This is a genomic window from Burkholderia stabilis (assembly GCF_001742165.1).
Taxonomy (GTDB): domain Bacteria; phylum Pseudomonadota; class Gammaproteobacteria; order Burkholderiales; family Burkholderiaceae; genus Burkholderia; species Burkholderia stabilis.
This window is the reverse complement of the sequence record NZ_CP016443.1, coordinates 1,072,628-1,095,022: the sequence shown is the minus strand read 5'-3', so window position 1 is coordinate 1,095,022 and position 22,395 is coordinate 1,072,628. Positions and strand designations below refer to the sequence as shown.

Here is a 22,395-nt window from a genome sequence, read left to right as displayed (position 1 = left end):
CGCACTGAACCGAACACACGCAGGAGAACGCCATGCAGGTTCAGGACGACGACAAGCCGTACGACGACATCAACATCACGCCGATGCTCGACCTCGCGTACGTGCTGCTGATCATCTTCATCATCATGACGACCGCGTCGGTGCAGGGCATCAAGGTCGACCTGCCGAAAGCGAGTTCGTCCGCGAGTCTCGCGAAGCCGAAGACGAAGGCGATCACGGTCGCCGATTCGGGGCAGGTCTTTCTCGACGCCTACCCGGTGACGATGGACGAACTCGAGAGCCGGCTGCGCATCGAGAAGGCGACCAATCCGGAATTCCCGATCGTGCTCAAGGGTGACGCGGCCGTGCAGTACCAGAAGGTCATGGACGTGCTCGACCTGCTGCGCCGCCTCGACCTGTCGCAAGTCGGTCTCGTGACCGGCAAGGCGAAGCAGGGCTAGGGCGCGCGATGGAAATGACCTACAACGGCGGCCCGCCGCAGAAAGGCCCCGGCCGCTACGTGAAGCCGGTTGCGATCGCGCTCGTGCTCGCGGGGCTGGCCGCGCTGATCTGGCGTTTCGCGGGCGATACGGCCGGCGTGAAGCGCGTGAGCGCGCCGCAGGTGACGACGGTGATCCCGTTGCCGCCGCCCCCGCCGCCACCGAAACAGAAGCCGCCGCCCGAGAAGGTGAAGGAGGAGGTCAAGACGCCGGTCGACCGGCCGACGATCGCGCCGAAGCCGTCCGAGGCGCCGAAGCCGTCGGACAACCAGCCGAAGCAGATGACGATGAATGCGCCCGCGCAGGCCGGCACCGACAGCTTCAACATCGGCGCGGGCGACGGCTCGGGGATGATCGGCAGCGGCGGGGGCGGCAAGTTCGGCAATGCGAGCTACGCGCAATACATGGTGTACGTGCTGCAGCGCGCGATCGAGCAGGACAAGGGCGTGCAGGAAGCCGGCGGCGCGCGTTTCACGGGCAGCCTGAACCTGTGGATGGATACGGCCGGGCGGATCACGAAGGTCACGGTCGCGCAGTCGACCGGCGACGCGAAGATCGACGCGGCCGTGATCGCGGCAGTCGAAGCGCTCGGCAGGGTCGACGAAGCGCCGCCGCCCGCGACCGCGTATCCGGTGCTCGTGAAGCTCCAGGGACGCAAGCCGGCATGACGATGCGCGCGCGCGACATGGCGAATGAATCATGGGGCGGCGCCGTTACGCGGATGCCGCCGGAAAAGAAACGAAAATTGTTCGGAGTGCTTCGATGATTCGGAAGATGAACGGACGGGGTGGGGTACCCCGCAACGGCGCGCTGCCCGCGCGCCTGTCGCGCGTCGGCGCGGCGGTGCTGACGCTCGGGTTGACGTGCGCGTCCGCCGCGCACGGGCAATCGCTCGAGGCGCAGGCGGCAACGGGGAAAGCCGCGCCGACCGAGAGCGTGGTGATCAACCTGATCAACCTGCTCGTCAAGCGCGGCGTGCTCACGCAGCAGAATGCGAACGAGCTGATCAGCGAGGCGCGCACGGAAGCCGTGCAGGCGAGGGCCGCGCGCGCGTCGGGCGCGCCTGTCGTGGCCGGCGCGGGCGTGGTGAATCCGCCGACGCAGCCGGGCGACGTCGCGGTGCCGTACGTGCCGCAGCTCGTGCGCGACCAGATCCGCGACCAGGTGAAGCAGGAGGTGATCGCGCAGGCGAAGGCCGAGAACTGGGCGCAGCCGAACACGTTCCCGGACTGGGTGTCGCGCATCAAGCTCGACGGCGACTTGCGCGTGCGCGACGAATACCACTTCTACGGCAGCCGCAACGCGAACAACGTGACGAACTTCGCGGCGATCAACCAGGGCGGCGGGTTCGACATCAACCAGAACACCAATACGACGCAACTGCCGACGCAGAACACCACGCAGAACCGCAACAACCTGCTGCGCTACCGCGCGCGGCTCGGCGTGACGGCGACGCTGTCCGACGACATGATCGCCGGCATCCAGCTCGCGAGCGGCAACGACAACGGGCCGGTGTCGACCACCTCGACCGCCGGCGGCGGCTTCGCGAAGAAGAACATCTGGCTGAACAAGGCGTTCTTCGCGTATCGGCCGACGTCCTGGCTGAACCTGACGGCCGGCCGCTTCGACAATCCGTTCTTCAAGTCGGACCTGGTGTTCTCGGACGACCTGATGATGGACGGGCTCGCCGCGAACCTGCGCCATGCGCTGCCGTGGAATCCGGACGTCACGCTGTTCGGCACGCTCGGCGTGTTCCCGATCCAGTACACGAGCGAGAACTTCCCGTCGAACAGCACCGACAAGGCCGGCAGCGACACGAAGTGGATGTTCGGCGCGCAGTTCGGCGCGGACTGGAAGATCGATGCGAAGAACCGCCTGCGCGGCGCGGTTGCGTACTACGACTTCCAGAACATGCGCGGCACGCTGTCGTCGCCGTGCGCGCTGTATCTCGGCGCGACCAACTGCAGCACCGACAACGAGGCGCCCGCGTTCATGCAGGGCGGCAACACGTTGGTCGCGCTGCGCAACATCGTGCAGAACCCGAACCTCGCGCCCGGGATGACGCCGCAGCCGCAGCTCTTCGGGCTCGCGTACAACTATCGGCTGCTCGACCTGAAAGCGCAGTGGGACACGGTGGTGGCCGACCGCTTCAAGCTGCGCCTGGACGGCGAGTACGTGCGCAACCTCGCGTACAACGACAACAAGGCGTTCGCGGCGGCGTCGCTGCCGGTCAACAACTATGACTCGACGTCGGTGAACGCGACGCGCGCCGATTACCGCAGCGGCCCGAACGGCTTCCTCGCGAAGGCGACGATCGGCGAGCCGGAGCCGCGCGAGAAGGGCCAGTGGAACTTCTCGATCGCGTACAAGTACCTGCAGCCGGACGCCGTGCTCGACGCGTTCAACGATCCCGACTTCCATCTCGGCGGCACCAACGCGCGCGGCTACGTGCTCGGCGCTGCGTATGCGGTCGCGCGCGACACGTGGGTATCGGCCCGCTACCTGAGCTCGAAGGAAGTGTACGGGCCGCCGGTATCGATCGACGTGCTGCAGATCGAGCTGAACGCTCGTTTCTGACCGGAGCCGCGAATGAACACGATCCATCGCACGATGCTCTCGGCCGGCGTGGCCGGTGCGCTGCTGCTGGCGGCGGGCGGCGCACACGCGCAAAGCATCGAGGACAAGCTGCGCAGCCAGTTGCGCTCGACCGTGCAGGAGCTGCGCCAGTTGCAGGACGGCCAGGCCCAGTTGCAGAGCGACAAGGCGGCGGCCGAGAAGCAGCGCGACGACGCGCTCGCGCAACTGAAGGCATTGCAGGGGCAACTCGCGGCGGCGCGCGGCGATTCGGGCGCGGAGGCGGCCGCGAAGCGCGCGCTTGCACAGGAGCGGGCGGGCCGCGAGCAGGACGCGAAGTCGCTCGCGAAATACAAGTCGTCCTACGAGGATCTGCTCGCCGTGTCGCGTGCCCGCGATGCGCAGCACACGCAACAGCAGAAGGACATCGCCGCGCGTGACACGCAACTGAAAACCTGCCAGGCCCACAATGCCGAGCTGTATCGCGTGGGGCACGAGATTCTCGACGCGTACGAGCATGTCGGGATCGGCACGCTGTTCGCGTCGCGGCAGCCCTTCGCGCAGTCCGCACGGGTGAAGTACGACGATCTCGCGCAGCGCTACGGCGATGCGCTGTACGCGGGCAAGTACGACCCGGCCGCGCGCGCGGCCGCCGCCGCCGCTGCGCCGGCGTCGGCCGCGAATGCGCCGTGAACCTGCGCCCGGAACCGGGCGCGAACCGACCGTTTCATTGAACACGGGGAATACCGACATGCAAGACAAGCAACCGAACGCCGGCGACGAACGCACGGCACACGATGCGCCGATCGAAGCGATCAGCGCCGACCGCCTGGCCGACGTGCTGCGCCGCGCGGGCTATCGCGTGACGGCGGCCGAGCAGAACGGCGCGGTGCAACTGATGAGCGCGAGCCAGGGCATCGGCTTCGCGGTGCGCTTCGGCAACCCGGCTGCCGCGCTCGCGCCGCAGGCGGCCGAGGTCGCCGCCGCCGCGCTGCCGTACATCGACTACACGCTGTCGTGCGTGCTGCAGGTGCAGGGCGAATTGCCGACCGAACTCGTCGCGGACTGGAACCGGACCAAGCGCTTCGCGCGTCTCGCGAGCCACGGGCCGTTTCTCGCGCTGGAGATGGACGTGGTCGTCGCGGGCGGCGTGTCCGAGCGCCACCTGCGTTCGACGATCGAGCTGTGGGATCGCCTGATCCAGGAATTCCTGCTGCACCTGCGCAACCGTCCCGCGATGGCCGAGCAGGACGCGGCGCGCGCGGCGGCGGCCGATCCGGCATCCGCATCGGCCACGGCTGTGGCTCCGGCCGGGCTCGAGGCTGCCACGCAGTCGTGATCGTCGTGCGCAGGATCGGCACAGCGCTGCGAGGCAGCCTGTCCCGCACGTGACGCCGGCGGGCGCGCGAGCACGGTGTCCGCATTTCAAGAGCAATCCAGAGGGCAGTCGAACGATGATGACGAAGATGAAGATGCTGGCAATGGTGGCGGGCAGTCTCGTGCTGGGCGTGCCGTTCGTTGCGCACGCACAGGACGACGTGATCGCGAACGCCGCGCAGGCGTCGGTCACGCAGGCCGACATCGCGGGGCTGTTGAAGGCGGTGAGCCCCGAAGGCCGTGAACGCCTCGCGGCCGATCCCGCGACGCTGGACCAGATCGTGCGTTCGACGCTTGCGCAGAAGGCCGTGCTGGCCGAGGCGAAATCGAAAGGCTGGGACAAGCAGGCCCAGGTGCAGGCGGCCGTCGAGCAGGCGCAGCGCGATATCGTCGTGCGCAGCTACCTGACGTCGGTCAACGCACCGCCGGCCGACTATCCGTCGGACGCGGAGCTTCAGTCCGCGTATGACGCGAACCGCGCCGCATTCACCGCGCCACGTGCGCTGCACGTCGCGCAGATCTACATCGCGGTGCCGCAGAACGCGGATGCCGCCACGCTCGACAAGGCGCGCAAGCAGGCCACCGATCTCGCGAACCGTGCGCGCAGCGGCGATTTCGCGGCGCTCGCGAAGGCGAATTCGCAGGACAAGGCGAGCGCCGCGAATGGCGGCGATCTCGGTTTCGTGCCCGACACGCTGATGGTGCCGGCGGTGCGGCAAGCCGCCGACGCGCTGAAGCCGGGCCAGGTTTCCGCACCGATCCGGACGCCGGCCGGCTTTCATGTCGTGAAGCTGATCGACGTGCGCGCGGCCGCGCCGCGGCCGCTGGCCGACGTGAAGGAGCAACTGCGCACGATGCTGCGCGCGCAGCGCACACAGCAGAATGCGCAGGCGTATCTCGCGAAGCTGGCCGCAAACGCGCCGATCAATGAAGACGCGCTGAAGAAAGCGCTCGCGTCTGCCCGGTAGGCGAGCCCATGGCCACTGTCCGTTCGACGCCGCGCGTCGCGGCCCCCGATGCGCGCACATCGGCGCGCCGTCGCCCGGCCGCCGCCGCCGACCGTCCGCGCATGCCGAAGGCGAACCCGTGGCCGGGCCGGCCCGGCGAATGGCCGACGCATTGCCCGCTTTGCTTCGGCGCGCTGGAGCCGTTGCCCGGCGCGGGCGGTTATGCGCGGCACCGGAGCATGCGGTGCTCCGCGCAATGCGTGCTGACGACGCGCCAGTATCAGCCGGAGGAGCTGACGATTCGCGGCTCGCGCGACGTGCAGGTCGCCGCGCATCATCGCGAGCGCTTCATCGCGCACTGGCCGCGCCATTACGCGCTGATGCGGCGCGCGTGGCCCGCGCTCACGATCGGCCGCTTCATCGCGGTGATCGCGTGCGTGGACGTCGCGGATCTGTGGTCGTACCGGATGTTGCGCGACGACGATCTCGCGGCCGTGCTGCTCGTGCTGGCCGGCTTCCTGCGCGTGCCGGAAGCGCCGGGCGCCGACGCACCGGGCACCGACCCGCGCGCGCCCACGGTGCGCTGGGTGCGGTTCTGGTTCGACGCGAGCGTGCGCGACGTCGGCGATCTGTGGACGGCCGGCAGCGATGCGCCGGCGCTGTTTCGCGTCGACTATCGCGAACCGCTCGTCACGCCGTATCCGACCGGCGCGCAGGTGCATGCGTGGCAGCCGGTCGAAGGCATGCGCGACGCATGGGCGCGGCAAGCCGATGCAAGCGAGCCGGCCGTCGAGGCGGCCGATCGCGCGGCGTTCGCGCGTTTCCTCGCGCGCGCGCCGCTGTCGGCCGCGCGTGCAACGGAGCCATGACTGAAGGAGGCGCAGGTGAAGATGCGACGAAACGGAATCGCGACGATCGTCTGCCTGTTGCTGGCGGCCGGCGCACACGCACAGGGCAGCCGCGCGGCGGCGAGTGCGGCCGTACCGGCCCGGCCGGGTTCGGCCGCGAAGCCGGTGTGCGTCGACGCGGAAGTCGACGGCAAGCGCGCGCTGTCGTACGACTGCCTGAGCCAGCAGTTGAAGCCGACGGCCGAACCGCAGGCGGGCGCATCGCAGACGGATTCGGAGCGACTGTCGAAGCAGCCGTCGAACCGGCTCGGCACGTTCAACCTGTCGACCGAGCAGAACCGCTTCGGCTCGAACTGGGGCCGGTCGGTGACACCACAGCGGCCCGATGCGCCGGTTGCGGTGCCGCCGAAGTGAGGCACGCGGCGGGTATCGACTGGCGGACTCGATGAGCCGGCGCGAACCGGCGAGGAACAGTGGCATGAAAGCAGGCAAGCGCACAGGACTGGCGGTGCTGCTGCGGGCGATCGCGAGCGGGCTCGTCGTGTCTACGTTCACGTTCGCGTGCACGACGGCGCAGGCCGCCGATTCGCCCGCGCAGGCGAGCGCCGTCGCGCCGACCGTCGCATTGCCGAACTTCGCCGCACTCGTCCGGCGCGTCGGCCCGGCCGTCGTCAACATCAGCGTCACGCGCGAAGTCGCGCAGATGGGTATCCAGTTGCCGCCCGGCATCGCGCTCGATCATCCGCTCGCGCCGTTTCTCGCGCGGCGCGTGATCGGCAACCGGGAGGAAGTGAGTCTCGGCTCCGGCTTCATCGTCAGCGCCGACGGCGTGATCCTGACCAACCGGCACGTGGTCGGCGATGCCGTCGCCATCGACGTGAAGCTGACCGACAAACGGCAGTTCAAGGGGCGCGTGATCGGCAGCGATCCCGTATCCGATGTCGCGGTGATCCGCATCGACGCGCACAACCTGCCGGTCGTGGAAACCGGCGACCCCGCGCGCACCGAGGTCGGCGACTGGGTGATGGCGATCGGCTCGCCGTACGGGTTCGCGAACACGGTCACGCAGGGCATCGTCAGCGCGAAATCGCGCTCGTTGCCCGGCGAGCGCGCGATTCCGTTCATCCAGACCGACGTGCCGATCAACCCCGGCAACTCGGGCGGCCCGCTGTTCGACCTCGGCGGCCGCGTGATCGCGATCAACTCGATGATTTTCTCGAAGACGGGCGGTTATCAGGGGCTCGCGTTCGCGATTCCGATCGACATCGCGCTCGACGTGAAGGACCAGTTGCTGCGGACCGGCAAGGTCACGCGCGGCCGGCTCGGAGTGGCCGTGCAGGAGGTGAGCCAGGCGCTCGCGCGTTCGTTCGGCCTCGCGAGCCCGGATGGCGCGCTGATCACGATGGTCGAGCCGGACGGCCCGGCCGCGCGCGCGGGCGTGCAGGCGGGCGACGTCGTGCTCGCGGTCGACGGCAAGCCGGTCGACGAATCGGCGGACCTGCTCGGCGCGGTCGCGGGCATGCGTGCCGGGCGGCAGGCCGACCTGCTCGTGTGGCGCGCGGGCCGGGCGATGCACGTGATCGCGACGGTCGGCGCATTCGACAGCGGCGCCGCGTCGGCCGGCGGCGAGCAAGGCCCCGCGCGGTTCGGGCTGGCGCTGCGGGCGGCAACGGAGCCGGAGCGCCGGCGGCTCGGCGTCGGCCAGGCGCTCGTCGTCGAGCAGGCGAGCGGCCTGGCCGCGCGCGCGGGCTTGCAGCCCGGCGATGTCGTGCTGTCGGTGAACGGCACGCCGGTTGCGAGCATCGGCGCGCTGATGGCGGAGATCGACGCCGCGCACGGCAATGTCGCGCTGCTCGTCCAGCGCGGCGGCGCGCGGCTGTATGTGCCGATCGGGATCGGTTGAGCAGGCGACGCAATGCGGCACGACGGCCGGGTGCCGACATGCCGAAACGGGAGGCGGGATGAAGCGAATGCAGAAGTGGGGCGCATCCGGATGGCTGCGCGCGATCGTCGCCGCATGCGGGCTGGCCGCGGGTGCCGCGCCGGCCGTGGCGCAAAAGGCCGACGTGCCGCCGACATGGATCCGCTATGGCCAGCTCGCCGGGCAGCAGTTCCAGACGTGGCTCGAAGCGGACGGCGACGCGGCCGACCGGCTGCACCGCTACCTCGAGACGCGCGTGCTGAATGCGAGCGCCGACGCGCCGCCGCCCGCGATCGTCGTGCGCGCGTGGATCGGCGCGACCGGTGCCGTCACGCGCGTCGAATTCGCGTCGCTCGGCGATCCCGATGCGGACGCGGCGCTTCGGCAACTGCTCACGGCCGGCCCGCTGGCCGAGCCGCCGCCGCCGGACATGCTGCAGCCGTTGCGCGTGCGGCTGCGGCTCGCGCCGAATCCGGACGCGGCGGCATCGGCGGTACGCGCGCCGTGACGCCCGGGCTCCGTACCCGGGCCGGCTGATAGCGCTGCATATCGTAATAAGATATCCGTGGCGACGTGATGATCGCGCCCGACGCCCTACGCCCTACGCCCTGCGCACGCAAGGGCCGGCCAGCCGCCTGCCTGCTGCCCGGCGATTTCCGCATGGCGTCCGTCCATCGCTGCTATCCTCTCGACCGTGAATGACTCCTCATGGCGTCGCGGATGCGCATGCTGCATTGCGGCGATGCGCGCGGGTGCGAACCTGCGTGCGCGCTGAGGTAGCATGACTGACTATCCACGGTGATCCATGACCCGTTTCGTGACTGATTTCCTTCCGTCCATGTCCACATGGTCAAGACAACGATGAGCGGCACACCCGAACCCGCCGCGCCCGGCGACGACGAATCGTCCGGCGGCGCGTCGTCCTATCTGGTGCCGGGGCTCGAACGCGGGCTGCGGATTCTCGCCGAATTCTCCGCGCGCGAGCCCGTGCTCGGCGCGCCCGAGTTGTCCAAGCGCATCGGCATTCCTCGCACGACCACGTTTCGCCTGCTGCAGACGCTCGAAGCGCTCGGCTTCCTCGAGCGCGTGAACGGCGATCGCTATTTCCGGCTCGGCGTCGGCGTGCTGCGGCTCGGCTTCGAATACCTGAACTCGCTCGAACTGACCGATCTCGGCACGCCGGTGCTCGAACGGCTGCGCGATTCGACCGGCCTGTCGGCGCATCTGCTGATCCGCGACCAGCGCGACGTCGTGTTCGTCGCGAAGGCGCAGAGCAACGCGTCGATGTTCGGTTCGGTGAAGGTGCACGTCGGCACGCGCCTGCCCGCGCATGCGACCGTGCACGGCCACGTGCTGATGGGCGACCTGACGCGCGACGCGCTGCGCCAGCTCTACCCGGAAAAGCGGCTCGAGCAGTTCACCGAGCGCACGCCGGGCACCGTCGACGAGCTGTACGACCGCGTGCGCCAGTACGCGCGGCTCGGCTACGCGGTCAGCGAGGCGGCGTTCGAAAGCGGCATTTCGGCCGTGACCGCGCCGGTGCGCGATCATTCGGGCTCGATCGTCGCGGCGATCACCGCGACGGTGCCGCGTTCGGAGATCGGCGAGGCCGGTGAAAAGGAGCGGCTCGTCGAAGCCGTGTGCGGCGCGGCGGTCGACCTGTCGCAGCGGCTGAACTACCGGCCGCTCGAAAGCGACCCGACGTTCGCGCACGCGCGCCACAGGGTCGCGATGTTCTGACGCGCGGGGCGATACGCGGCCGGATCGCCGTGATGCTCACGCGCGCGGCTTCGCACAACACAAAAGACAAGAGCGGCCCGCGGGCCGCTCTTGTCTTTTCGGGCGCCGCACGCCCGGCACCGCTCAAAACGAGTGGTGAATCCCGGTCAGCACGATCACCTGGTTCGCAGTGCTCGATACGCCGGCCGTGAAGAATGACGCGTTCGCGCCGCCCGACGCGTGTTCGTACAACACGTTCGCATAGAGCTGCGTGCGCTTCGACAGCGCGTAGATGTCGCCGATCTCGACCTGCGTCCAGCGGCGGCCGGACAGCGTCGTGGTGGCCGCGCCGCCCGCGATCGTGTTGAACGCGCTGCTGCGGTAGTTCACGCCAGCGTCGTAGCTCTGGAACGTATCCGAATAGCCGTTCGACTGCATCTTCGTGCGCGTGTAGAGGCCATGCACGAGGAAATCGCCGATCTGGTACGACGCGCCCGCGCCGATGTTCTCGACCTTGTTCGCGATATAGCCGTTCGCCGTGTTCTGCCCCTGGAACGACGCGATGCCCGTCTGGCTGATCAGGATCGAGCGGTCGTGTTCGTTCGAGTAGACGACCGACGCCTTGAACGGCCCGTTCGCATAGTTCAGCGCGACGCCGACCGATTTGCCGGTCGAGAAATTCGTCGTGTTGCCGAGCGCCATCGTCGCGGCGGCCGAGAAGCCCGCGTAGCTCGGCGAGCGGTACTTGACCGAGTTGTTGTACGGCACGTTGCCGGTCGCGGCGAGCCCGTCGATGTTGCCGGGGTGGAACGCGTACCAGCTCATCGCGAGATAGGCCGTGCTGAGCGGATCGAGATAGTCGAACGACAGCGGTGTCTGGCGGCCGAGCGTCAGCGTGCCGTAGCGCTCGGAACTCAGGCCGACGAACGCCGCGCGGTTCCAGATCGTGTTCGCGGTCGCGAACTGGCCGTTGTTCGTATAGAAGCCGTTTTCGAGCTGGAAGATCGCCGACAGGCCGTCGCCGAGGTCTTCCTTGCCTTTCAGGCCCCAGCGATCGGGCTGCGTGTTGCCCTGGATCATCGCCCACTTCGCGTGGCCGCCGACGTTGTTCACGTACGCGACACCCGCATCCAGGCTGCCGTACAGCACCACGCTGCTCTGCGCCCAGGCGCCCGACACGGCGCCGATCCCGATGACTGCTGCTGCTACCGCATGCTTGACCATTTGATCTCCTGACTCTCCGACCTGATGAAAACGTGCCGTGGCGGCATGCGCGGGGACGGCCGGCCGTCACGCGTGTTCCACCGCCGGACGGGCATTCGTATGTTCCATATAAGGAACAATGTGCCTCTGGTGGAATGAAGTATAGGGGCGTCGCGCACGTGATCAAAAATAATTTTTTCGGGCCGGATGGCCGCGCGGACGATGCATTGCACTGGTGCGCGAAGCCCGAATAAAGGGCGTAACTCCGCGATACAAAACAAAAAATTACATCTTGTGGGGTAGGCGAAAGCGATAACCGACCCGACGGTCAGTGTTTTCCCTAGGGCATGCAGCTTTTTGTTTTACTCGTGGAAAGTCGCTCCTATAATCACCATCCATAAACTAACGTTCCGGATATGGAACAAGTCAGGATCAAACCGAGAGTCGATCAGAAGGAAGGGTGTGAGATGTCTGAACAATGGGTTTGCGCCGGGCACGCCGGCGCGCTGTCGGAAGACACGCCGATCGAGTTCAAGCGGACCGACGGCGTCGAAATCGGGATCTACCGCGTCGGCGACGCCGTGTATGCGCTCGAAAACCTGTGCCCGCATGCGTACGCGCTGCTAACGCAGGGGTTCGTCGACGAAGGCACGGTCGAATGCCCGCTGCACGAGGCCGTGTTCGACATCAAGACAGGCGAATGCCTGAAGGGTCCGGGCGGACGCGCGCTGAAGCAGTACGCGGTGCGCCTCGCCGGCGAGGAAATCCAGATCAAGGTGGATTGACGTCTTCTACCGTCTAAAGGCGGCCGATTCCCACAACTGGCGATGCACGTCCGCATCGGAGAATGTTCAGCGCAGCGTTGGTATCTCGATCATGCACGACACCGCAACCACTGCAGGTCCACTCTCTTATTCGCAGTCCCGCGATACCTTTCGGCCGCGTCGTGCTGTCTTTCGATCCGCACGCCGAACAGGACTGGGTAGAGCCGCTTTCATCCACTTCCTCGAACGTGGCTCCGTGCGCCATCGCTTTGTAACGGAGCTTGTTTCGGAAGGACGACCAGGATGCGTCGTAGACGCTCTTCGCCATCCTGGTTTTGGCGAGTTTCGATGCCGACACGTTGCCGATTACGATGTAATCGAAGCGCCGTACCAAATTGAGCGCGAGCTTGTGCTGGAAATCGGCGCGGGCATTCGCCACCTTGGCGTGCAGCTTCGCGATATGCCGTTTGTGTTTTCGAGCCCGTTGCACTTTCGCCAACTTTTCCGCCGCGCGTCGGCCGAACCGATCATTGGGCAACGTCTCGCCAGTCGAAAGTGTGGCGAAGTCTTTCAGACCGAGATCGATTCCGACACCGGAACGGATCGGGCGCGCCTGAACTTCGGGCACTTCTATCACGATGTTGAGAAACCAGTTGCCGCAGGCATCCCGCGCAAAGTTAGTGCCGTCCTTGATCTTCCCTTCGGGAAGCTGCCGGCTGTTGAACACACGGAAGGTGTTGCCGGCAAAGCGAAATGCGTCGCCCTCACGCTTCAAGTCGCGACCCTTGAGCGGCACCCAGCCAAGGGATTTCCTGCCGCGATAGCGCAGGTAAGGCCGTTGATGCTGGCTGCGCGACTTTGCGTACTGCTCACACGTTGCGTTGATCGTGCCGGAGTGGAGGCCGAGTTCCTTGCTGCTGCCCGTGGTCAACATATTCAAATCAAATCCCGTTGGCCACTTCTTGTTCCACTTGAGCGCGTGCTTCTGCGTGTCGTTGCAGAAGTTCCAGACGTAGTTCACCGCACGGCTCTGCTTGTTAAGCAGTCCGTTGAGCGACTTCACGCGATAGCGATAGACAAGAATCATGCTGGTCACTTTAACGTTGGAAGGCCGTCTGTCAACGGCACTCCATTCCTCTCCGCCATCCATGGTGGGGTTTCTCGGAGCAACTGATGAAAGAAGCGACCGTCAACTTCAATCCCTTCCTGAAGCCGTGGGTGGCGCCGCAGCCGAACAACGTCGCCGGCAAGGGGCAGATCGAGATCCCGGGGCAGGTCGAGAACCGGATCTGGCAGAACCGCAAGGCCGAACCGACGCAATACGAGAACGACCTCGGCGATGCGCTCGAACGCGTGTTCGAAGCCGGTGCGACCGAGCTGGACGACGTCGTCGCGGGCCTGAACCGCATCGGCTTCCGCGCGCCGGACGGCACGCCGTGGACGCCCGAGCGCTTCCGAGCCGAAATGGCCGCGCTCGCGGAATGAGCGCGCCGCGCGCGTGACCCGCCGACCCGACGACAACCGCATCCGGAGCACACTGATGACGTCCCCCGTACAACACGCAGCCCAACACGACCCGGTCCGTGACTACCTCGACCGCGGCATCAAGAACTACTGGTATCCCGTCGCGCCGAGCTGGCAGGTGTCGAATGCGCCTGTCGGCCTCACGCGCCTGTCCGAGCAGATCGTCCTGTGGCGCGATCACGAGGGCAAGGTCCACGCGCTGGAAGATCGCTGCCCGCACCGCGGCGCGCGCCTGTCGCTCGGCTGGAACCTCGGCGGCAGCATCGCCTGCTGGTATCACGGCATCGAGATCGGCGGCGACGGCACGGTCGACAAGGTGCCGGCCGTCGCGAACTGTCCGCTCGAAGGCACGAAGTGCGTGAAGTCGTATCCGGTCGAAGAGAAGGCCGGCGCGATCTTCCTGTGGTTCGGCGACGAAGCGCACGGCGAGCCGGCGCCGCTGAACCTGCCCGAGGAACTGGTCGCCGACGAGTACGGCCACTTCCTGTGCGTATCGAACTGGAAGTGCAATTACCAGTACGCGATCGACAACGTGATGGACCCGATGCACGGCGCGTACCTGCATGCGACGTCGCACTCGATGGCCGAAGGCGACAAGCAGGCCGACATGCGCGTGCGCAAGACGGAAACGGGCCTGATGTTCGAGAAGATCGGCCAGCGCGACGTGAACTTCGACTGGGTCGAGCTCGGCGAAACGGGCTGCCTGTGGATGCGCCTCGCGATTCCGTACAAGCAGAAGTTCGGCCCGGGCGGCAACTTCGGGATCATCGGCTTCGCGACGCCGGTCGACGGCGACAACTGCCAGGTCTACTTCTGGCGCACTCGCAAGGTCAGCGGCTGGCAGCGCGACGTGTGGCGCTTCATGTACCGCAACCGCCTCGAGGGCCTCCATTGGGACGTGCTCGAGCAGGACCGCTACGTCCTCGAAAGCCTCGCGCCGCAAGCGCGCGATCACGAATACCTGTACCAGCACGACATCGGCATCACGCGTGTGCGCCGGATGCTGCGCCAGCGCGCGCAGGAGCACCTGTCCGCGCTCGACGCGCATCGTGCGGCGCAAGCCGCTGCGGAGCCCGCGAATGGCTGAGTTCGCACCGGTCGTGTCGCTGGCGGGGCGCCGCGTGCTCGTCACGGGCGGCGCGCGCGGTCTCGGCGCGGCGTTCGTGAATGCGCTCGTCGCGTCGGGTGCGCAGGTCGCGTTCGGCGACGTGCTCGTCGACGAGGGCCGTGCGCTCGCCGCGCAGCTCGCGCAAGCCGGTCATGCCGCGCATTTCTTCGCGCTCGACCTGGCCGATCCGGCGAGCATCGACGCATTCGTCGCGCAGGGCGCCGCGGCGCTCGGCGGCATCGACGCGCTGATCAACAACGCGGCGATCACGAACTCGGGCGGCAAGCTGTCGACGGAGCTCGACGTGTCAACGTGGGACGCCGTGATGAACGTGAACGTGCGCGGCGTGTGGCTCGTCAGCAATGCGGCGTTGCCGCACCTCGCGAAGTCGGGCCGCGGTGCGATCGTGAACCTCGCATCGGACACCGCGTTGTGGGGTGCGCCGCGGCTGCTCGCCTACGTCGCGAGCAAGGGCGCGGTGATCGCGATGACGCATGCGCAGGCGCGCGAGTTCGGCGCGCACGGCGTGACGGTCAACGCGATCGCGCCGGGGCTGACCGAAGTCGAGGCCACGGCGTACGTGCCGGCCGAGCGTCACGCGTTCTACATGCAGGGCCGCGCGCTGACGCGCACGCAGGTGCCCGACGACGTGACGGGCCCCGTGCTGTTCCTGCTGTCGGATGCCGCGCGCTTCGTGACAGGTCAACTGCTGCCGGTGAACGGCGGCTTCGTAATGAATTGATGTTTTTACCCTTGATGAAGGAGAGGACGATGGCGGACGCCGATCTCGAACGCAAGTCGTGGGACCAGCCGGAAGGCGCAAGCTTCAACGACTGGATGGAAGGGCGCGTGGCGCGCTACGCGACGCGGCGCTACGACTGGGACGCGCTGAAGTTCCAGGCCGACTACGACCCGAAGTACCGCCGTGCGCAGATGCGTTATGTCGGCACCGGCGGCACGGGCGTCGCGAAAGACGTCAACACGATTCCGGCCGGCAACTTCACGTTCTCCACGATGGTGATCCCGGCCGGCAACATCGGCCCGAGCCACATCCATATCGACGTCGAGGAAATCTTCTTCGTGCTGCGCGGCAAGATGAAAGTGATCTGCGAGCGCGACGGCGAAACGTGGGAAGCGATCCTCGGCGAGCGCGACCTGATCTCGGTGCCGCCGGGCGTGTATCGCACGGAAATCAACATCGGCGAGGAAGACGCGCTGATGTGCGTGATGCTCGGTTCGCCGAAGCCGATCACGCCGACGTATCCGCCGGATTCGCCGCTCGCGAAGATCAAGCGTTGAGACGGAGCCGGTAAAGCAATGAGTGTCATCGACAAACGTGAACGCGACCGCACCGCGGCGTTCGCCGCGCTGCTCGGGCAGTTTCCCGAGCAGCGTTGCGAGGCCGGCGCGGCGGGCACGATCGGCTACCGTGAAGCTGGCGCAGGCGAGGCCGGCGCGCAGCATGCGGGCCGCGCGCTTCCCGTCGTGCTGCTGCACGGGATCGGCTCGGGTGCCGCATCGTGGGTGCGCCAGCTCGACACGCTCGGCGCATCGCGGCGCGTGCTCGCGTGGGATGCGCCCGGTTACGGCGTATCGACGCCCGTGCACGGCGCGTCGCCGGCCGCCGCGGATTACGCGGCGTCGCTGAACGCGTGGCTCGAGGCACTCGGCATCGAACGCTGCGTGCTGGTCGGTCATTCGCTCGGCGCGATCATCGCGGGCGGCCTGGCCCGTGCGATGCCCGCGCGGATCGCCGGCCTGCTGCTGATTTCGCCTGCGGGCGGCTACGGCAGCGCGCCCGCCGAAACGCGTGAATCGCGCCGCGACGCGCGGCTCGCGATGCTCGCGGAGCTCGGCCCGACCGGGTTGGCCGAGCAGCGCAGCGGCAATATGGTTTCCGGGTTCGCGAGCGAGGATGCACGTGCGTGGGTGCGCTGGAACATGGCGCGCATCGTGCCGGCCGGTTATGCGCAGGCCACCCATCTGCTCGCGAACGCCGATCTCGCGACCGATCTCGCCGGCTTTCGCGGCCGAACGGCCGTGGCCGTCGGCGCGAACGACGCGATCACGCCGCCCGCCGCGTGCGAGCGGATCGCCGCGGCCGCGCACGTCGGGATGCAGGTGATTCCGCAAGCCGGTCACGCCGGTTACGTGGAAGCGCCGGCCGTTTATTCCGCACTGATCGACACGTTCTGCCGTCAGTGCGACACGCAGCGGGGGCTGGCATGAACGAACCGCTGAAACAACAAGACACCGAAAACCCGAAGTCCGAAGCGAGCTACGTGGTGCCCGGCCTAGAACGCGGGCTGCGGATTCTCGCCGAATTCTCGCCGCGCGAGCCCGTGCTCGGTGCGCCCGAGTTGTCGAAGCGGCTCGGCATTCCGCGCACGACGGTGTTCCGTCTGCTGCAGACGCTCGAATCGCTCGGCTTCCTCGAGCGCGCGGACAAGGATCGCAACTACAAGCTCGGCATTGCCGTGCTGCGGCTCGGCTTCGAATACCTGAGCTCGCTGGAGCTGACCGATCTCGGCCTGCCCGTGATCGAAAGCCTGCGCGATGCGACCGGCTTCACGACGCACATCGTGATCCGCGACGGCCGCGACGTGGTGTTCGTCGCGAAGGCGCAGAGCCAGTCGCCGGTGTTCAGCTCGATCCGCGTGAACGTCGGCACGCGCCTGCCCGCGCATGCGACGACGCACGGCCACGTGCTGATGGGCGACCTGTCGCTGAAGGAGCTGCACGCGCTGTATCCGGAACGCACGCTGAACCGCATGACGAGCGCGACGCCGGAGACGGTCGACGCGCTGTACGAAGTGATCCGCGAGGATACGTTGCGCGGCTACGGCATCAGCAATTCGTCGTTCGAGCGCGGTATTTCGGTGGTCACGGCGCCGGTGCGCAACGAGACGCAGAAGATCGTCGCGTGCATCACGGTGACGGTGCCGCGTCCGGAGATCGATGCGGCGCTGGTCGCCGACGGGCTGATCGACAAGGTGCAGCGCGCGGCGGCGGAATTGTCGCGGCGGCTCAATTACCGCTCGGATGACGAGCACACGTTTCTGAAGGCTTTAGGACTCCGATGATCCAGATCGATCTGACCGGGCAGGTTGCAGTGGTGACGGGCGGTTCGTCCGGCATCGGCCTCGCGACCGCCGAACGGTTCTTGCAGGCCGGCGCATCGGTCGCGATTTGCGGCCGCGACAGCGACCGTCTCGCGCGTGCCGAAGCGATGCTTCGCGACAAGTACGCGGGTGCGCAGTTGCTCGCCGAGCGCTGCAACGTGCTCGACGAAGCCGACGTGGCCATGTTCGCGCAAGCGGTGTCGACACGCTTCGGCCGCGCCGACATGCTCGTGAACAACGCGGGCCAGGGCCGCGTGTCGACTTTCGCCGACACGACCGACGACGCGTGGCGCGAAGAACTCGAACTGAAGTACTTCAGCATCATCCGCCCGACGCGCGCGTTCCTGCCGCTGCTGCGCGACGCGCAGGCGCCGACGATCACCTGCGTGAATTCGCTGCTCGCCTTGCAGCCGGAGCCGCACATGGTCGCGACGTCGTCGGCGCGCGCGGGCGTGCTGAGTCTCGTGAAGTCGCTCGCGACCGAGCTGGCGCCGCAGCGCATCCGCGTGAACTCGATCCTGATCGGCATCGTCGAGTCGGGCCAGTGGCGCCGCCGCTACGAAACGCAGGCGCAGGCCGGCGAAAGCTGGGAAGACTGGACCGGCGCGCTCGCGCGCAAGAAGAACATTCCGCTGAATCGCTTCGGCAAGCCTGACGAGGCAGCCTGGGCCCTTTTTTATCTCGCAACGCATCTGTCGTCCTACACGACGGGCAGCCATATCGACGTTTCTGGAGGCTTTGCACGCCATGTCTGAAAAAACCACGGTTGGCGAGCTGATTGCCGCCTTTCTCGAGCAGTGCGGCGTGAAAACCGCATTCGGTGTCATCTCGATCCACAACATGCCGATCCTCGACGCGATCAACTCGCGCGGCAACATCCGGTATGTCGGCGCGCGCGGCGAAGCCGGCGCGGTGAACATGGCCGACGGCCTGGCCCGCGTGTCGGGTGGCCTCGGCGTCGCGTTCACGAGCACGGGCACGGCGGCGGGCAACGCGGCCGGCGCGATGGTCGAGGCGCTGACGGCCGGCACCGCGATGCTGCACATCACGGGGCAGATCGAGACGCCGTACCTCGACCAGGATCTCGCGTACATCCATGAAGCGCCGGATCAACTGACGATGCTCGACGCGATCTCGAAGGCCGCGTTCCGCGTGCGCACGGTCGAAACCGTGCTGCCGACGATCCGCGAAGCCGTGCGTATCGCACAGACCGCGCCGACGGGCCCCGTGTCGGTCGAGATTCCGATCGACATCCAGGCCGCCGAAATCGAATGGCCGGAAGACCTCGCGCCGGCGCACGTCACGGTGCGCGAGCACGATGCCGCGCGCGTCGCGAAGCTGACCGATGCGCTCGCATCGAAGCGCCGCCCGCTGCTGTGGCTCGGCGGCGGCGCGCGTCACGCCCGCGAGGAAGTCGAACGCCTCGTGAAGCTCGGCTTCGGCGTCGTGACGAGCGTGCAGGGTCGCGGCGTGCTGCCCGAGGATCACCCGGCGACGCTCGGCGCGTTCAACGTGCACGCATCCGTCGAAGCGTTCTACAAGACCTGCGACGCGCTCGTCGTCGTCGGCTCGCGCCTGCGCGGCAACGAGACGCTGAAGTACAAGCTCGCGCTGCCGCAGCCGCTGTTCCGCGTCGACGCCGATGCGCTCGCCGACAACCGCGGCTATCGCAACGAGCTGTTCGTGCACGGCGATTCGAAGCGCGTGCTGGCCGAGCTGGCCGATCGTCTCGAAGGCCGCCTGTCGGTCGATCCGCAGTTCGCGGCCGATCTCGCGGTGGCCCGCGAGCAGGCCGTCGCCGACGTGTCGAAGGGCCTCGGCCCCTACAAGCAGCTCGTCGATACGCTGCAGGGCGCCGTCGGCCGCGACTACAACTGGGTGCGCGACGTGACGATCTCGAACAGCACGTGGGGCAACCGCCTGTTGAAGATTTTCGAACCGCGCGCGGGCGTGCATGCGCTCGGCGGCGGCATCGGCCAGGGGATCCAGATGGGCATCGGCGCGGCGCTCGCGGGCGCGGCGGCGAAGACGGTCTGCCTCGTCGGCGACGGCGGCCTGATGGTCAACGTCGGCGAGCTGGTGACGGCCGTGCAGGAAAACGCGAACGTGATGATCGTGCTGATGAACGACCAGTGCTACGGCGTGATCCGCAACATCCAGGACGCGCACTACGGCGGCCGCCGCTGCTTCGTGCAATTGCACCAGCCCGATTTCGCGCAGTTCTGCGCGAGCTTCGGTCTCACGCATTACCGCATCACGTCGCTCGACCAGGCCGAGACGATCGTGCGCGAAGGGCTCGCGAAGGAAGGACCGGTGATGGTCGAAGTCGACATGCTGTCGGTCGGCTCGTTCGCCTCGCAGTTCGCAGGCCCGCCGGTGAAGAAGGAAGCGCCGTCGGAGCGCCAGTATGCGTAACGTCCACGCACCCGTCGACGTCGCGATGATCGGCTTCGGCGCGATCGGCGCGGCCGTGTACCACGCGGTCGAGCACGATGCGTCGCTGCGCATCTCGCACGTGATCGTGCCGGAACACCAGCGCACCGCGGTGCAGGACGTGCTCGGCGAGGCGGTGGAGGTCGTGTCGTCGGTCGACGCGCTGGCCCGCCGCCCCGAGTTCGCGCTCGAATGCGCGGGCCACGGCGCGCTCGTCGATCACGTCGTGCCGCTGCTGAAGGCCGGCACCGATTGCGCGGTAGCGTCGATCGGTGCGCTGTCCGACGTCGCGTTGCTCGACGTGCTGTCGCAGGCGGCCGACGAAGGCGGCGCGACGCTGACGCTGCTGTCCGGCGCGATCGGCGGCATCGACGCGCTGGCGTCCGCGAAGCAGGGCGGCCTCGACGAAGTGCTGTACGTCGGGCGCAAGCCGCCGCTCGGCTGGCTCGGTACGCCGGCCGAGGAACTGTGCGACCTGCGCGCGATGACCGAAGCGAAGGTGATCTTCGAAGGCAGTGCGCGCGACGCCGCGCGCCTGTATCCGAAGAACGCGAACGTGGCGGCGACCGTGGCGCTCGCGGGCCTCGGCCTCGACGCGACGCGCGTGTGCCTGATCGCCGATCCGGCCGTCGCGCGCAACGTGCACCGCATCACCGCGCGTGGCGCCTTCGGCGAGATGTCGCTGGAAATGAGCGGCAAGCCGCTGCCGGACAACCCGAAGACGTCCGCGTTGACCGCGTTCTGCGCGATCCGCGCGCTGCGCAACCGCGCGGCCCGCTGCGTGATCTGAACGGGCGGCGCCGAGCGCCGAAAGACCCGCCTGCGCTACGGCGACGGCGGGTGTGCAGAGACAGATTTGTGGGACTTGTGAAATGACTCCTTTCGATACGAGCCTCGTACCCGACGGCAACATCCTGATCGGCGGCGAGTGGCGGCGCGGCCGTGGCGCGCCTTATGCGAGCCACTATCCGGCCGACCAGTCGCTGAACATGGAAGTGTCGACGGCGAACGCGGAAGACGCGGCCGAAGCCGTCGAGGCCGCCGACGCCGCATGGCGCCGCGCCGACTGGTCCGGGCTGAAACCGCATCAGCGCGCGCAGGTGCTGTACCGCATCGCGGATCTGATCATGCAGCGCCATGAAGCGCTCGCGAACCTGCAGCGCCGCGACAACGGCAAGCCGATCAGCGAGACGCGCGTGCTGGTGGCCAGCGCGGCGAACACGTTCCGCTATTTCGCGGCGTGCCTCGAAACGCTCGACGAAGAACTGACGCCGTCGCGCGGCGATTACCTGACGATGAGCGTGTACGAGCCGATCGGCGTGATCGCGGCGATCACGCCGTGGAATTCGCCGATCGCGTCCGACGCACAGAAGCTCGCGCCGGCGCTGGCCGGCGGCAACGCGGTGGTGCTGAAGCCGGCCGAAGTCACGCCGCTCGTGTCGCTCGCGCTCGCTCGCATCTGCGAGGAGGCCGGCGTGCCGAAGGGCGTGCTGAGCGTGCTGCCCGGCAAGGGCTCGGTGATCGGCGACGTGCTGGTGCGCCATCCGCTCGTGAAGAAGGTGTCGTTCACCGGCGGCACCGAAGTGGGCCGCGGCATCGCACGCCTCGCGGCCGAGAAGCTGATGCCCGTGTCGCTCGAACTCGGCGGCAAGTCGCCGACGATCGTGTGCGACGACGCCGATCTCGATCACGCGGTCAACGGCGTGCTGTACGGCATCTTCAGCTCGTCGGGCGAAGCGTGCATCGCGGGTTCGCGGCTGTTCGTGCAGCGCGCGGTGTACGACGAATTCATGCAGCGTCTGGTCGCGGGCGCACGCAAGCTGCGCGTGGGCGATCCGACGCGCGCCGATACGCAGATGGGGCCGCTGATCACCGCGAAGCATCGCGAATCGGTCGAGCGCTACGTCGCGCTCGGTCTGGAAGAAGGCGGCCGCCTGCTGTGCGGCGGCGAGCGGCCGTCGGGCGACGGGCGCGAGAACGGTTTCTTCTATCAGCCGACGATCCTCGAAGGCCTGCCGAACAGCGCGCGCATCTGCCAGGAAGAAATCTTCGGGCCCGTGCTCGTTGCGATGCCGTTCGACGACGAAACATCGCTGATCGCGCAGGCGAACGACAGCGTGTTCGGCCTCGCCGCCGGCATCTGGACTCGCGACTACAAGCGCGCATGGCGCATCGCGCGTGCGCTCGAGACGGGTACCGTCTGGATCAACACGTACAAGCTGTTTTCGATCTCCACGCCGTTCTCCGGCTGGAAGGAGAGCGGGATGGGGCGCGAGAAAGGGCGTCTCGGCATCCGCGAGTACATGCAGCAGAAGAGCCTCTACTGGGGCTTGAACGACGCGCCGCTGCCGTGGGCGAACTGAGCGAAGGGGAATG

Annotated in this window: 24 protein-coding genes; 22 read left to right on the top strand and 2 right to left on the bottom strand. The window is 67.7% G+C overall.

The window, feature by feature from the left end; all coding sequences use genetic code 11:
• The first annotated feature begins 32 nt into the window (after positions 1-32).
• The 11 genes from BBJ41_RS22925 (at position 33) to BBJ41_RS22875 (ending at position 9,886) form a co-directional block, all read left to right on the top strand.
• On the top strand, positions 33-440 hold the full coding sequence (locus BBJ41_RS22925) for an ExbD/TolR family protein (protein WP_069748576.1): 408 nt from the start codon (positions 33-35) through the stop codon (positions 438-440).
• An 8-nt stretch (positions 441-448) separates the two neighbouring features.
• A complete protein-coding gene (locus tag BBJ41_RS22920; protein WP_083281947.1) occupies positions 449-1,147 on the top strand; it encodes an energy transducer TonB family protein in 699 nt (232 codons plus the stop codon).
• Between the two features lie 94 nt (positions 1,148-1,241).
• Complete coding sequence (locus BBJ41_RS22915; protein ID WP_069748575.1) at positions 1,242-3,056, top strand: putative porin; 1,815 nt, start codon at positions 1,242-1,244, stop codon at positions 3,054-3,056.
• A gap of 12 nt (positions 3,057-3,068) precedes the next feature.
• Positions 3,069-3,746: a hypothetical protein gene (locus tag BBJ41_RS22910; protein WP_069748574.1), complete on the top strand. Its 678-nt coding sequence runs from the start codon at positions 3,069-3,071 to the stop codon at positions 3,744-3,746.
• 58 nt (positions 3,747-3,804) lie between these two features.
• Positions 3,805-4,392, top strand: a complete 588-nt coding sequence (locus BBJ41_RS22905) for a YbjN domain-containing protein (protein ID WP_069748573.1) — start codon at positions 3,805-3,807, stop codon at positions 4,390-4,392.
• A gap of 115 nt (positions 4,393-4,507) precedes the next feature.
• Positions 4,508-5,398 (top strand): peptidylprolyl isomerase, encoded by an 891-nt coding sequence (locus tag BBJ41_RS22900; RefSeq protein ID WP_069748572.1) that lies wholly within the window; start codon positions 4,508-4,510, stop codon positions 5,396-5,398.
• An 8-nt stretch (positions 5,399-5,406) separates the two neighbouring features.
• Positions 5,407-6,246 carry a hypothetical protein gene (locus BBJ41_RS22895; protein ID WP_069748571.1) on the top strand — a complete coding sequence of 280 codons (840 nt, stop codon included), beginning with the start codon at positions 5,407-5,409 and terminating at the stop codon, positions 6,244-6,246.
• Between the two features lie 21 nt (positions 6,247-6,267).
• Positions 6,268-6,639: a hypothetical protein gene (locus BBJ41_RS22890; RefSeq protein ID WP_069748570.1), complete on the top strand. Its 372-nt coding sequence runs from the start codon at positions 6,268-6,270 to the stop codon at positions 6,637-6,639.
• Between the two features lie 64 nt (positions 6,640-6,703).
• A complete protein-coding gene (locus BBJ41_RS22885) occupies positions 6,704-8,128 on the top strand; it encodes a Do family serine endopeptidase (RefSeq protein WP_069750328.1) in 1,425 nt (474 codons plus the stop codon).
• A gap of 58 nt (positions 8,129-8,186) precedes the next feature.
• Entirely contained in the window at positions 8,187-8,654 is a 468-nt protein-coding gene (locus tag BBJ41_RS22880) for a hypothetical protein (RefSeq protein ID WP_069748569.1), read from the top strand.
• A gap of 338 nt (positions 8,655-8,992) precedes the next feature.
• Positions 8,993-9,886, top strand: a complete 894-nt coding sequence (locus tag BBJ41_RS22875; protein ID WP_069748568.1) for an IclR family transcriptional regulator — start codon at positions 8,993-8,995, stop codon at positions 9,884-9,886.
• Between the two features lie 123 nt (positions 9,887-10,009).
• On the opposite strand, the gene BBJ41_RS22870 is transcribed toward BBJ41_RS22875, so the two are convergent.
• The gene (locus BBJ41_RS22870; RefSeq protein WP_069748567.1) at positions 10,010-11,089 is read right to left on the bottom strand and encodes a porin; all 1,080 of its coding nucleotides are present in this window, start codon (positions 11,087-11,089) and stop codon (positions 10,010-10,012) included.
• A gap of 446 nt (positions 11,090-11,535) precedes the next feature.
• On the opposite strand from BBJ41_RS22870, the gene BBJ41_RS22865 reads away from it, so the two are divergent.
• Positions 11,536-11,853, top strand: coding sequence for a non-heme iron oxygenase ferredoxin subunit (locus BBJ41_RS22865; protein WP_069748566.1), 318 nt, complete (start codon positions 11,536-11,538; stop codon positions 11,851-11,853).
• 13 nt (positions 11,854-11,866) lie between these two features.
• On the opposite strand, the gene BBJ41_RS22860 is transcribed toward BBJ41_RS22865, so the two are convergent.
• Positions 11,867-12,919 (bottom strand): RNA-guided endonuclease InsQ/TnpB family protein, encoded by a 1,053-nt coding sequence (locus BBJ41_RS22860; RefSeq protein ID WP_069748565.1) that lies wholly within the window; start codon positions 12,917-12,919, stop codon positions 11,867-11,869.
• An 86-nt stretch (positions 12,920-13,005) separates the two neighbouring features.
• Between BBJ41_RS22860 and BBJ41_RS22855 the strand changes: the two genes are divergently transcribed.
• The 10 genes from BBJ41_RS22855 (at position 13,006) to BBJ41_RS22810 (ending at position 22,382) form a co-directional block, all read left to right on the top strand.
• A complete protein-coding gene (locus BBJ41_RS22855) occupies positions 13,006-13,317 on the top strand; it encodes a recombinase-like helix-turn-helix domain-containing protein (RefSeq protein ID WP_034180372.1) in 312 nt (103 codons plus the stop codon).
• A 55-nt stretch (positions 13,318-13,372) separates the two neighbouring features.
• Positions 13,373-14,443, top strand: coding sequence for an aromatic ring-hydroxylating dioxygenase subunit alpha (locus BBJ41_RS22850; RefSeq protein WP_069748564.1), 1,071 nt, complete (start codon positions 13,373-13,375; stop codon positions 14,441-14,443).
• Positions 14,436-15,206, top strand: coding sequence for an SDR family oxidoreductase (locus BBJ41_RS22845; RefSeq protein WP_069748563.1), 771 nt, complete (start codon positions 14,436-14,438; stop codon positions 15,204-15,206). Before BBJ41_RS22850 ends, BBJ41_RS22845 begins: the two co-directional genes overlap by 8 nt.
• 29 nt (positions 15,207-15,235) lie before the next feature.
• Complete coding sequence (locus BBJ41_RS22840) at positions 15,236-15,763, top strand: cupin domain-containing protein (RefSeq protein WP_069748562.1); 528 nt, start codon at positions 15,236-15,238, stop codon at positions 15,761-15,763.
• A gap of 18 nt (positions 15,764-15,781) precedes the next feature.
• Entirely contained in the window at positions 15,782-16,693 is a 912-nt protein-coding gene (locus BBJ41_RS22835) for an alpha/beta fold hydrolase (protein WP_069748561.1), read from the top strand.
• The gene (locus BBJ41_RS22830; protein ID WP_069748560.1) at positions 16,690-17,547 is read left to right on the top strand and encodes an IclR family transcriptional regulator; all 858 of its coding nucleotides are present in this window, start codon (positions 16,690-16,692) and stop codon (positions 17,545-17,547) included. Before BBJ41_RS22835 ends, BBJ41_RS22830 begins: the two co-directional genes overlap by 4 nt.
• A complete protein-coding gene (locus BBJ41_RS22825; RefSeq protein WP_069748559.1) occupies positions 17,544-18,341 on the top strand; it encodes an SDR family oxidoreductase in 798 nt (265 codons plus the stop codon). The genes BBJ41_RS22830 and BBJ41_RS22825 overlap by 4 nt, the downstream gene beginning before the upstream one ends.
• Positions 18,334-20,001 carry a thiamine pyrophosphate-binding protein gene (locus BBJ41_RS22820; protein ID WP_069748558.1) on the top strand — a complete coding sequence of 556 codons (1,668 nt, stop codon included), beginning with the start codon at positions 18,334-18,336 and terminating at the stop codon, positions 19,999-20,001. The genes BBJ41_RS22825 and BBJ41_RS22820 overlap by 8 nt, the downstream gene beginning before the upstream one ends.
• The gene (locus BBJ41_RS22815) at positions 19,994-20,809 is read left to right on the top strand and encodes an aspartate dehydrogenase (protein WP_069748557.1); all 816 of its coding nucleotides are present in this window, start codon (positions 19,994-19,996) and stop codon (positions 20,807-20,809) included. The genes BBJ41_RS22820 and BBJ41_RS22815 overlap by 8 nt, the downstream gene beginning before the upstream one ends.
• Positions 20,810-20,891: 82 nt before the next feature.
• Positions 20,892-22,382 (top strand): aldehyde dehydrogenase, encoded by a 1,491-nt coding sequence (locus BBJ41_RS22810; RefSeq protein ID WP_069748556.1) that lies wholly within the window; start codon positions 20,892-20,894, stop codon positions 22,380-22,382.
• Positions 22,383-22,395: the final 13 nt, after the last annotated feature.

Excerpts from the sequence above, each read along its gene's own strand:
- BBJ41_RS22910 (WP_069748574.1), top strand. The coding sequence starts at position 3,069 with ATGAACACGATCCATCGCACGATGCTCTCGGCCGGCGTGGCCGGTGCG.
- BBJ41_RS22925 (WP_069748576.1), top strand. The coding sequence starts at position 33 with ATGCAGGTTCAGGACGACGACAAGCCGTACGACGACATCAACATCACG.
- BBJ41_RS22880 (WP_069748569.1), top strand. The coding sequence starts at position 8,187 with ATGAAGCGAATGCAGAAGTGGGGCGCATCCGGATGGCTGCGCGCGATC.
- BBJ41_RS22820 (WP_069748558.1), top strand. The coding sequence starts at position 18,334 with ATGTCTGAAAAAACCACGGTTGGCGAGCTGATTGCCGCCTTTCTCGAG.
- BBJ41_RS22900 (WP_069748572.1), top strand. The coding sequence starts at position 4,508 with ATGATGACGAAGATGAAGATGCTGGCAATGGTGGCGGGCAGTCTCGTG.
- BBJ41_RS22845 (WP_069748563.1), top strand. The coding sequence starts at position 14,436 with ATGGCTGAGTTCGCACCGGTCGTGTCGCTGGCGGGGCGCCGCGTGCTC.
- BBJ41_RS22865 (WP_069748566.1), top strand. The coding sequence starts at position 11,536 with ATGTCTGAACAATGGGTTTGCGCCGGGCACGCCGGCGCGCTGTCGGAA.
- BBJ41_RS22850 (WP_069748564.1), top strand. The coding sequence starts at position 13,373 with ATGACGTCCCCCGTACAACACGCAGCCCAACACGACCCGGTCCGTGAC.
- BBJ41_RS22815 (WP_069748557.1), top strand. The coding sequence starts at position 19,994 with ATGCGTAACGTCCACGCACCCGTCGACGTCGCGATGATCGGCTTCGGC.
- BBJ41_RS22905 (WP_069748573.1), top strand. The coding sequence starts at position 3,805 with ATGCAAGACAAGCAACCGAACGCCGGCGACGAACGCACGGCACACGAT.
- BBJ41_RS22860 (WP_069748565.1), bottom strand. The coding sequence starts at position 12,919 with ATGATTCTTGTCTATCGCTATCGCGTGAAGTCGCTCAACGGACTGCTT.
- BBJ41_RS22840 (WP_069748562.1), top strand. The coding sequence starts at position 15,236 with ATGGCGGACGCCGATCTCGAACGCAAGTCGTGGGACCAGCCGGAAGGC.
- BBJ41_RS22835 (WP_069748561.1), top strand. The coding sequence starts at position 15,782 with ATGAGTGTCATCGACAAACGTGAACGCGACCGCACCGCGGCGTTCGCC.
- BBJ41_RS22915 (WP_069748575.1), top strand. The coding sequence starts at position 1,242 with ATGATTCGGAAGATGAACGGACGGGGTGGGGTACCCCGCAACGGCGCG.
- BBJ41_RS22810 (WP_069748556.1), top strand. The coding sequence starts at position 20,892 with ATGACTCCTTTCGATACGAGCCTCGTACCCGACGGCAACATCCTGATC.
- BBJ41_RS22885 (WP_069750328.1), top strand. The coding sequence starts at position 6,704 with ATGAAAGCAGGCAAGCGCACAGGACTGGCGGTGCTGCTGCGGGCGATC.
- BBJ41_RS22870 (WP_069748567.1), bottom strand. The coding sequence starts at position 11,089 with ATGGTCAAGCATGCGGTAGCAGCAGCAGTCATCGGGATCGGCGCCGTG.
- BBJ41_RS22890 (WP_069748570.1), top strand. The coding sequence starts at position 6,268 with ATGCGACGAAACGGAATCGCGACGATCGTCTGCCTGTTGCTGGCGGCC.
- BBJ41_RS22830 (WP_069748560.1), top strand. The coding sequence starts at position 16,690 with ATGAACGAACCGCTGAAACAACAAGACACCGAAAACCCGAAGTCCGAA.
- BBJ41_RS22920 (WP_083281947.1), top strand. The coding sequence starts at position 449 with ATGGAAATGACCTACAACGGCGGCCCGCCGCAGAAAGGCCCCGGCCGC.
- BBJ41_RS22855 (WP_034180372.1), top strand. The coding sequence starts at position 13,006 with ATGAAAGAAGCGACCGTCAACTTCAATCCCTTCCTGAAGCCGTGGGTG.
- BBJ41_RS22895 (WP_069748571.1), top strand. The coding sequence starts at position 5,407 with ATGGCCACTGTCCGTTCGACGCCGCGCGTCGCGGCCCCCGATGCGCGC.
- BBJ41_RS22825 (WP_069748559.1), top strand. The coding sequence starts at position 17,544 with ATGATCCAGATCGATCTGACCGGGCAGGTTGCAGTGGTGACGGGCGGT.
- BBJ41_RS22875 (WP_069748568.1), top strand. The coding sequence starts at position 8,993 with ATGGTCAAGACAACGATGAGCGGCACACCCGAACCCGCCGCGCCCGGC.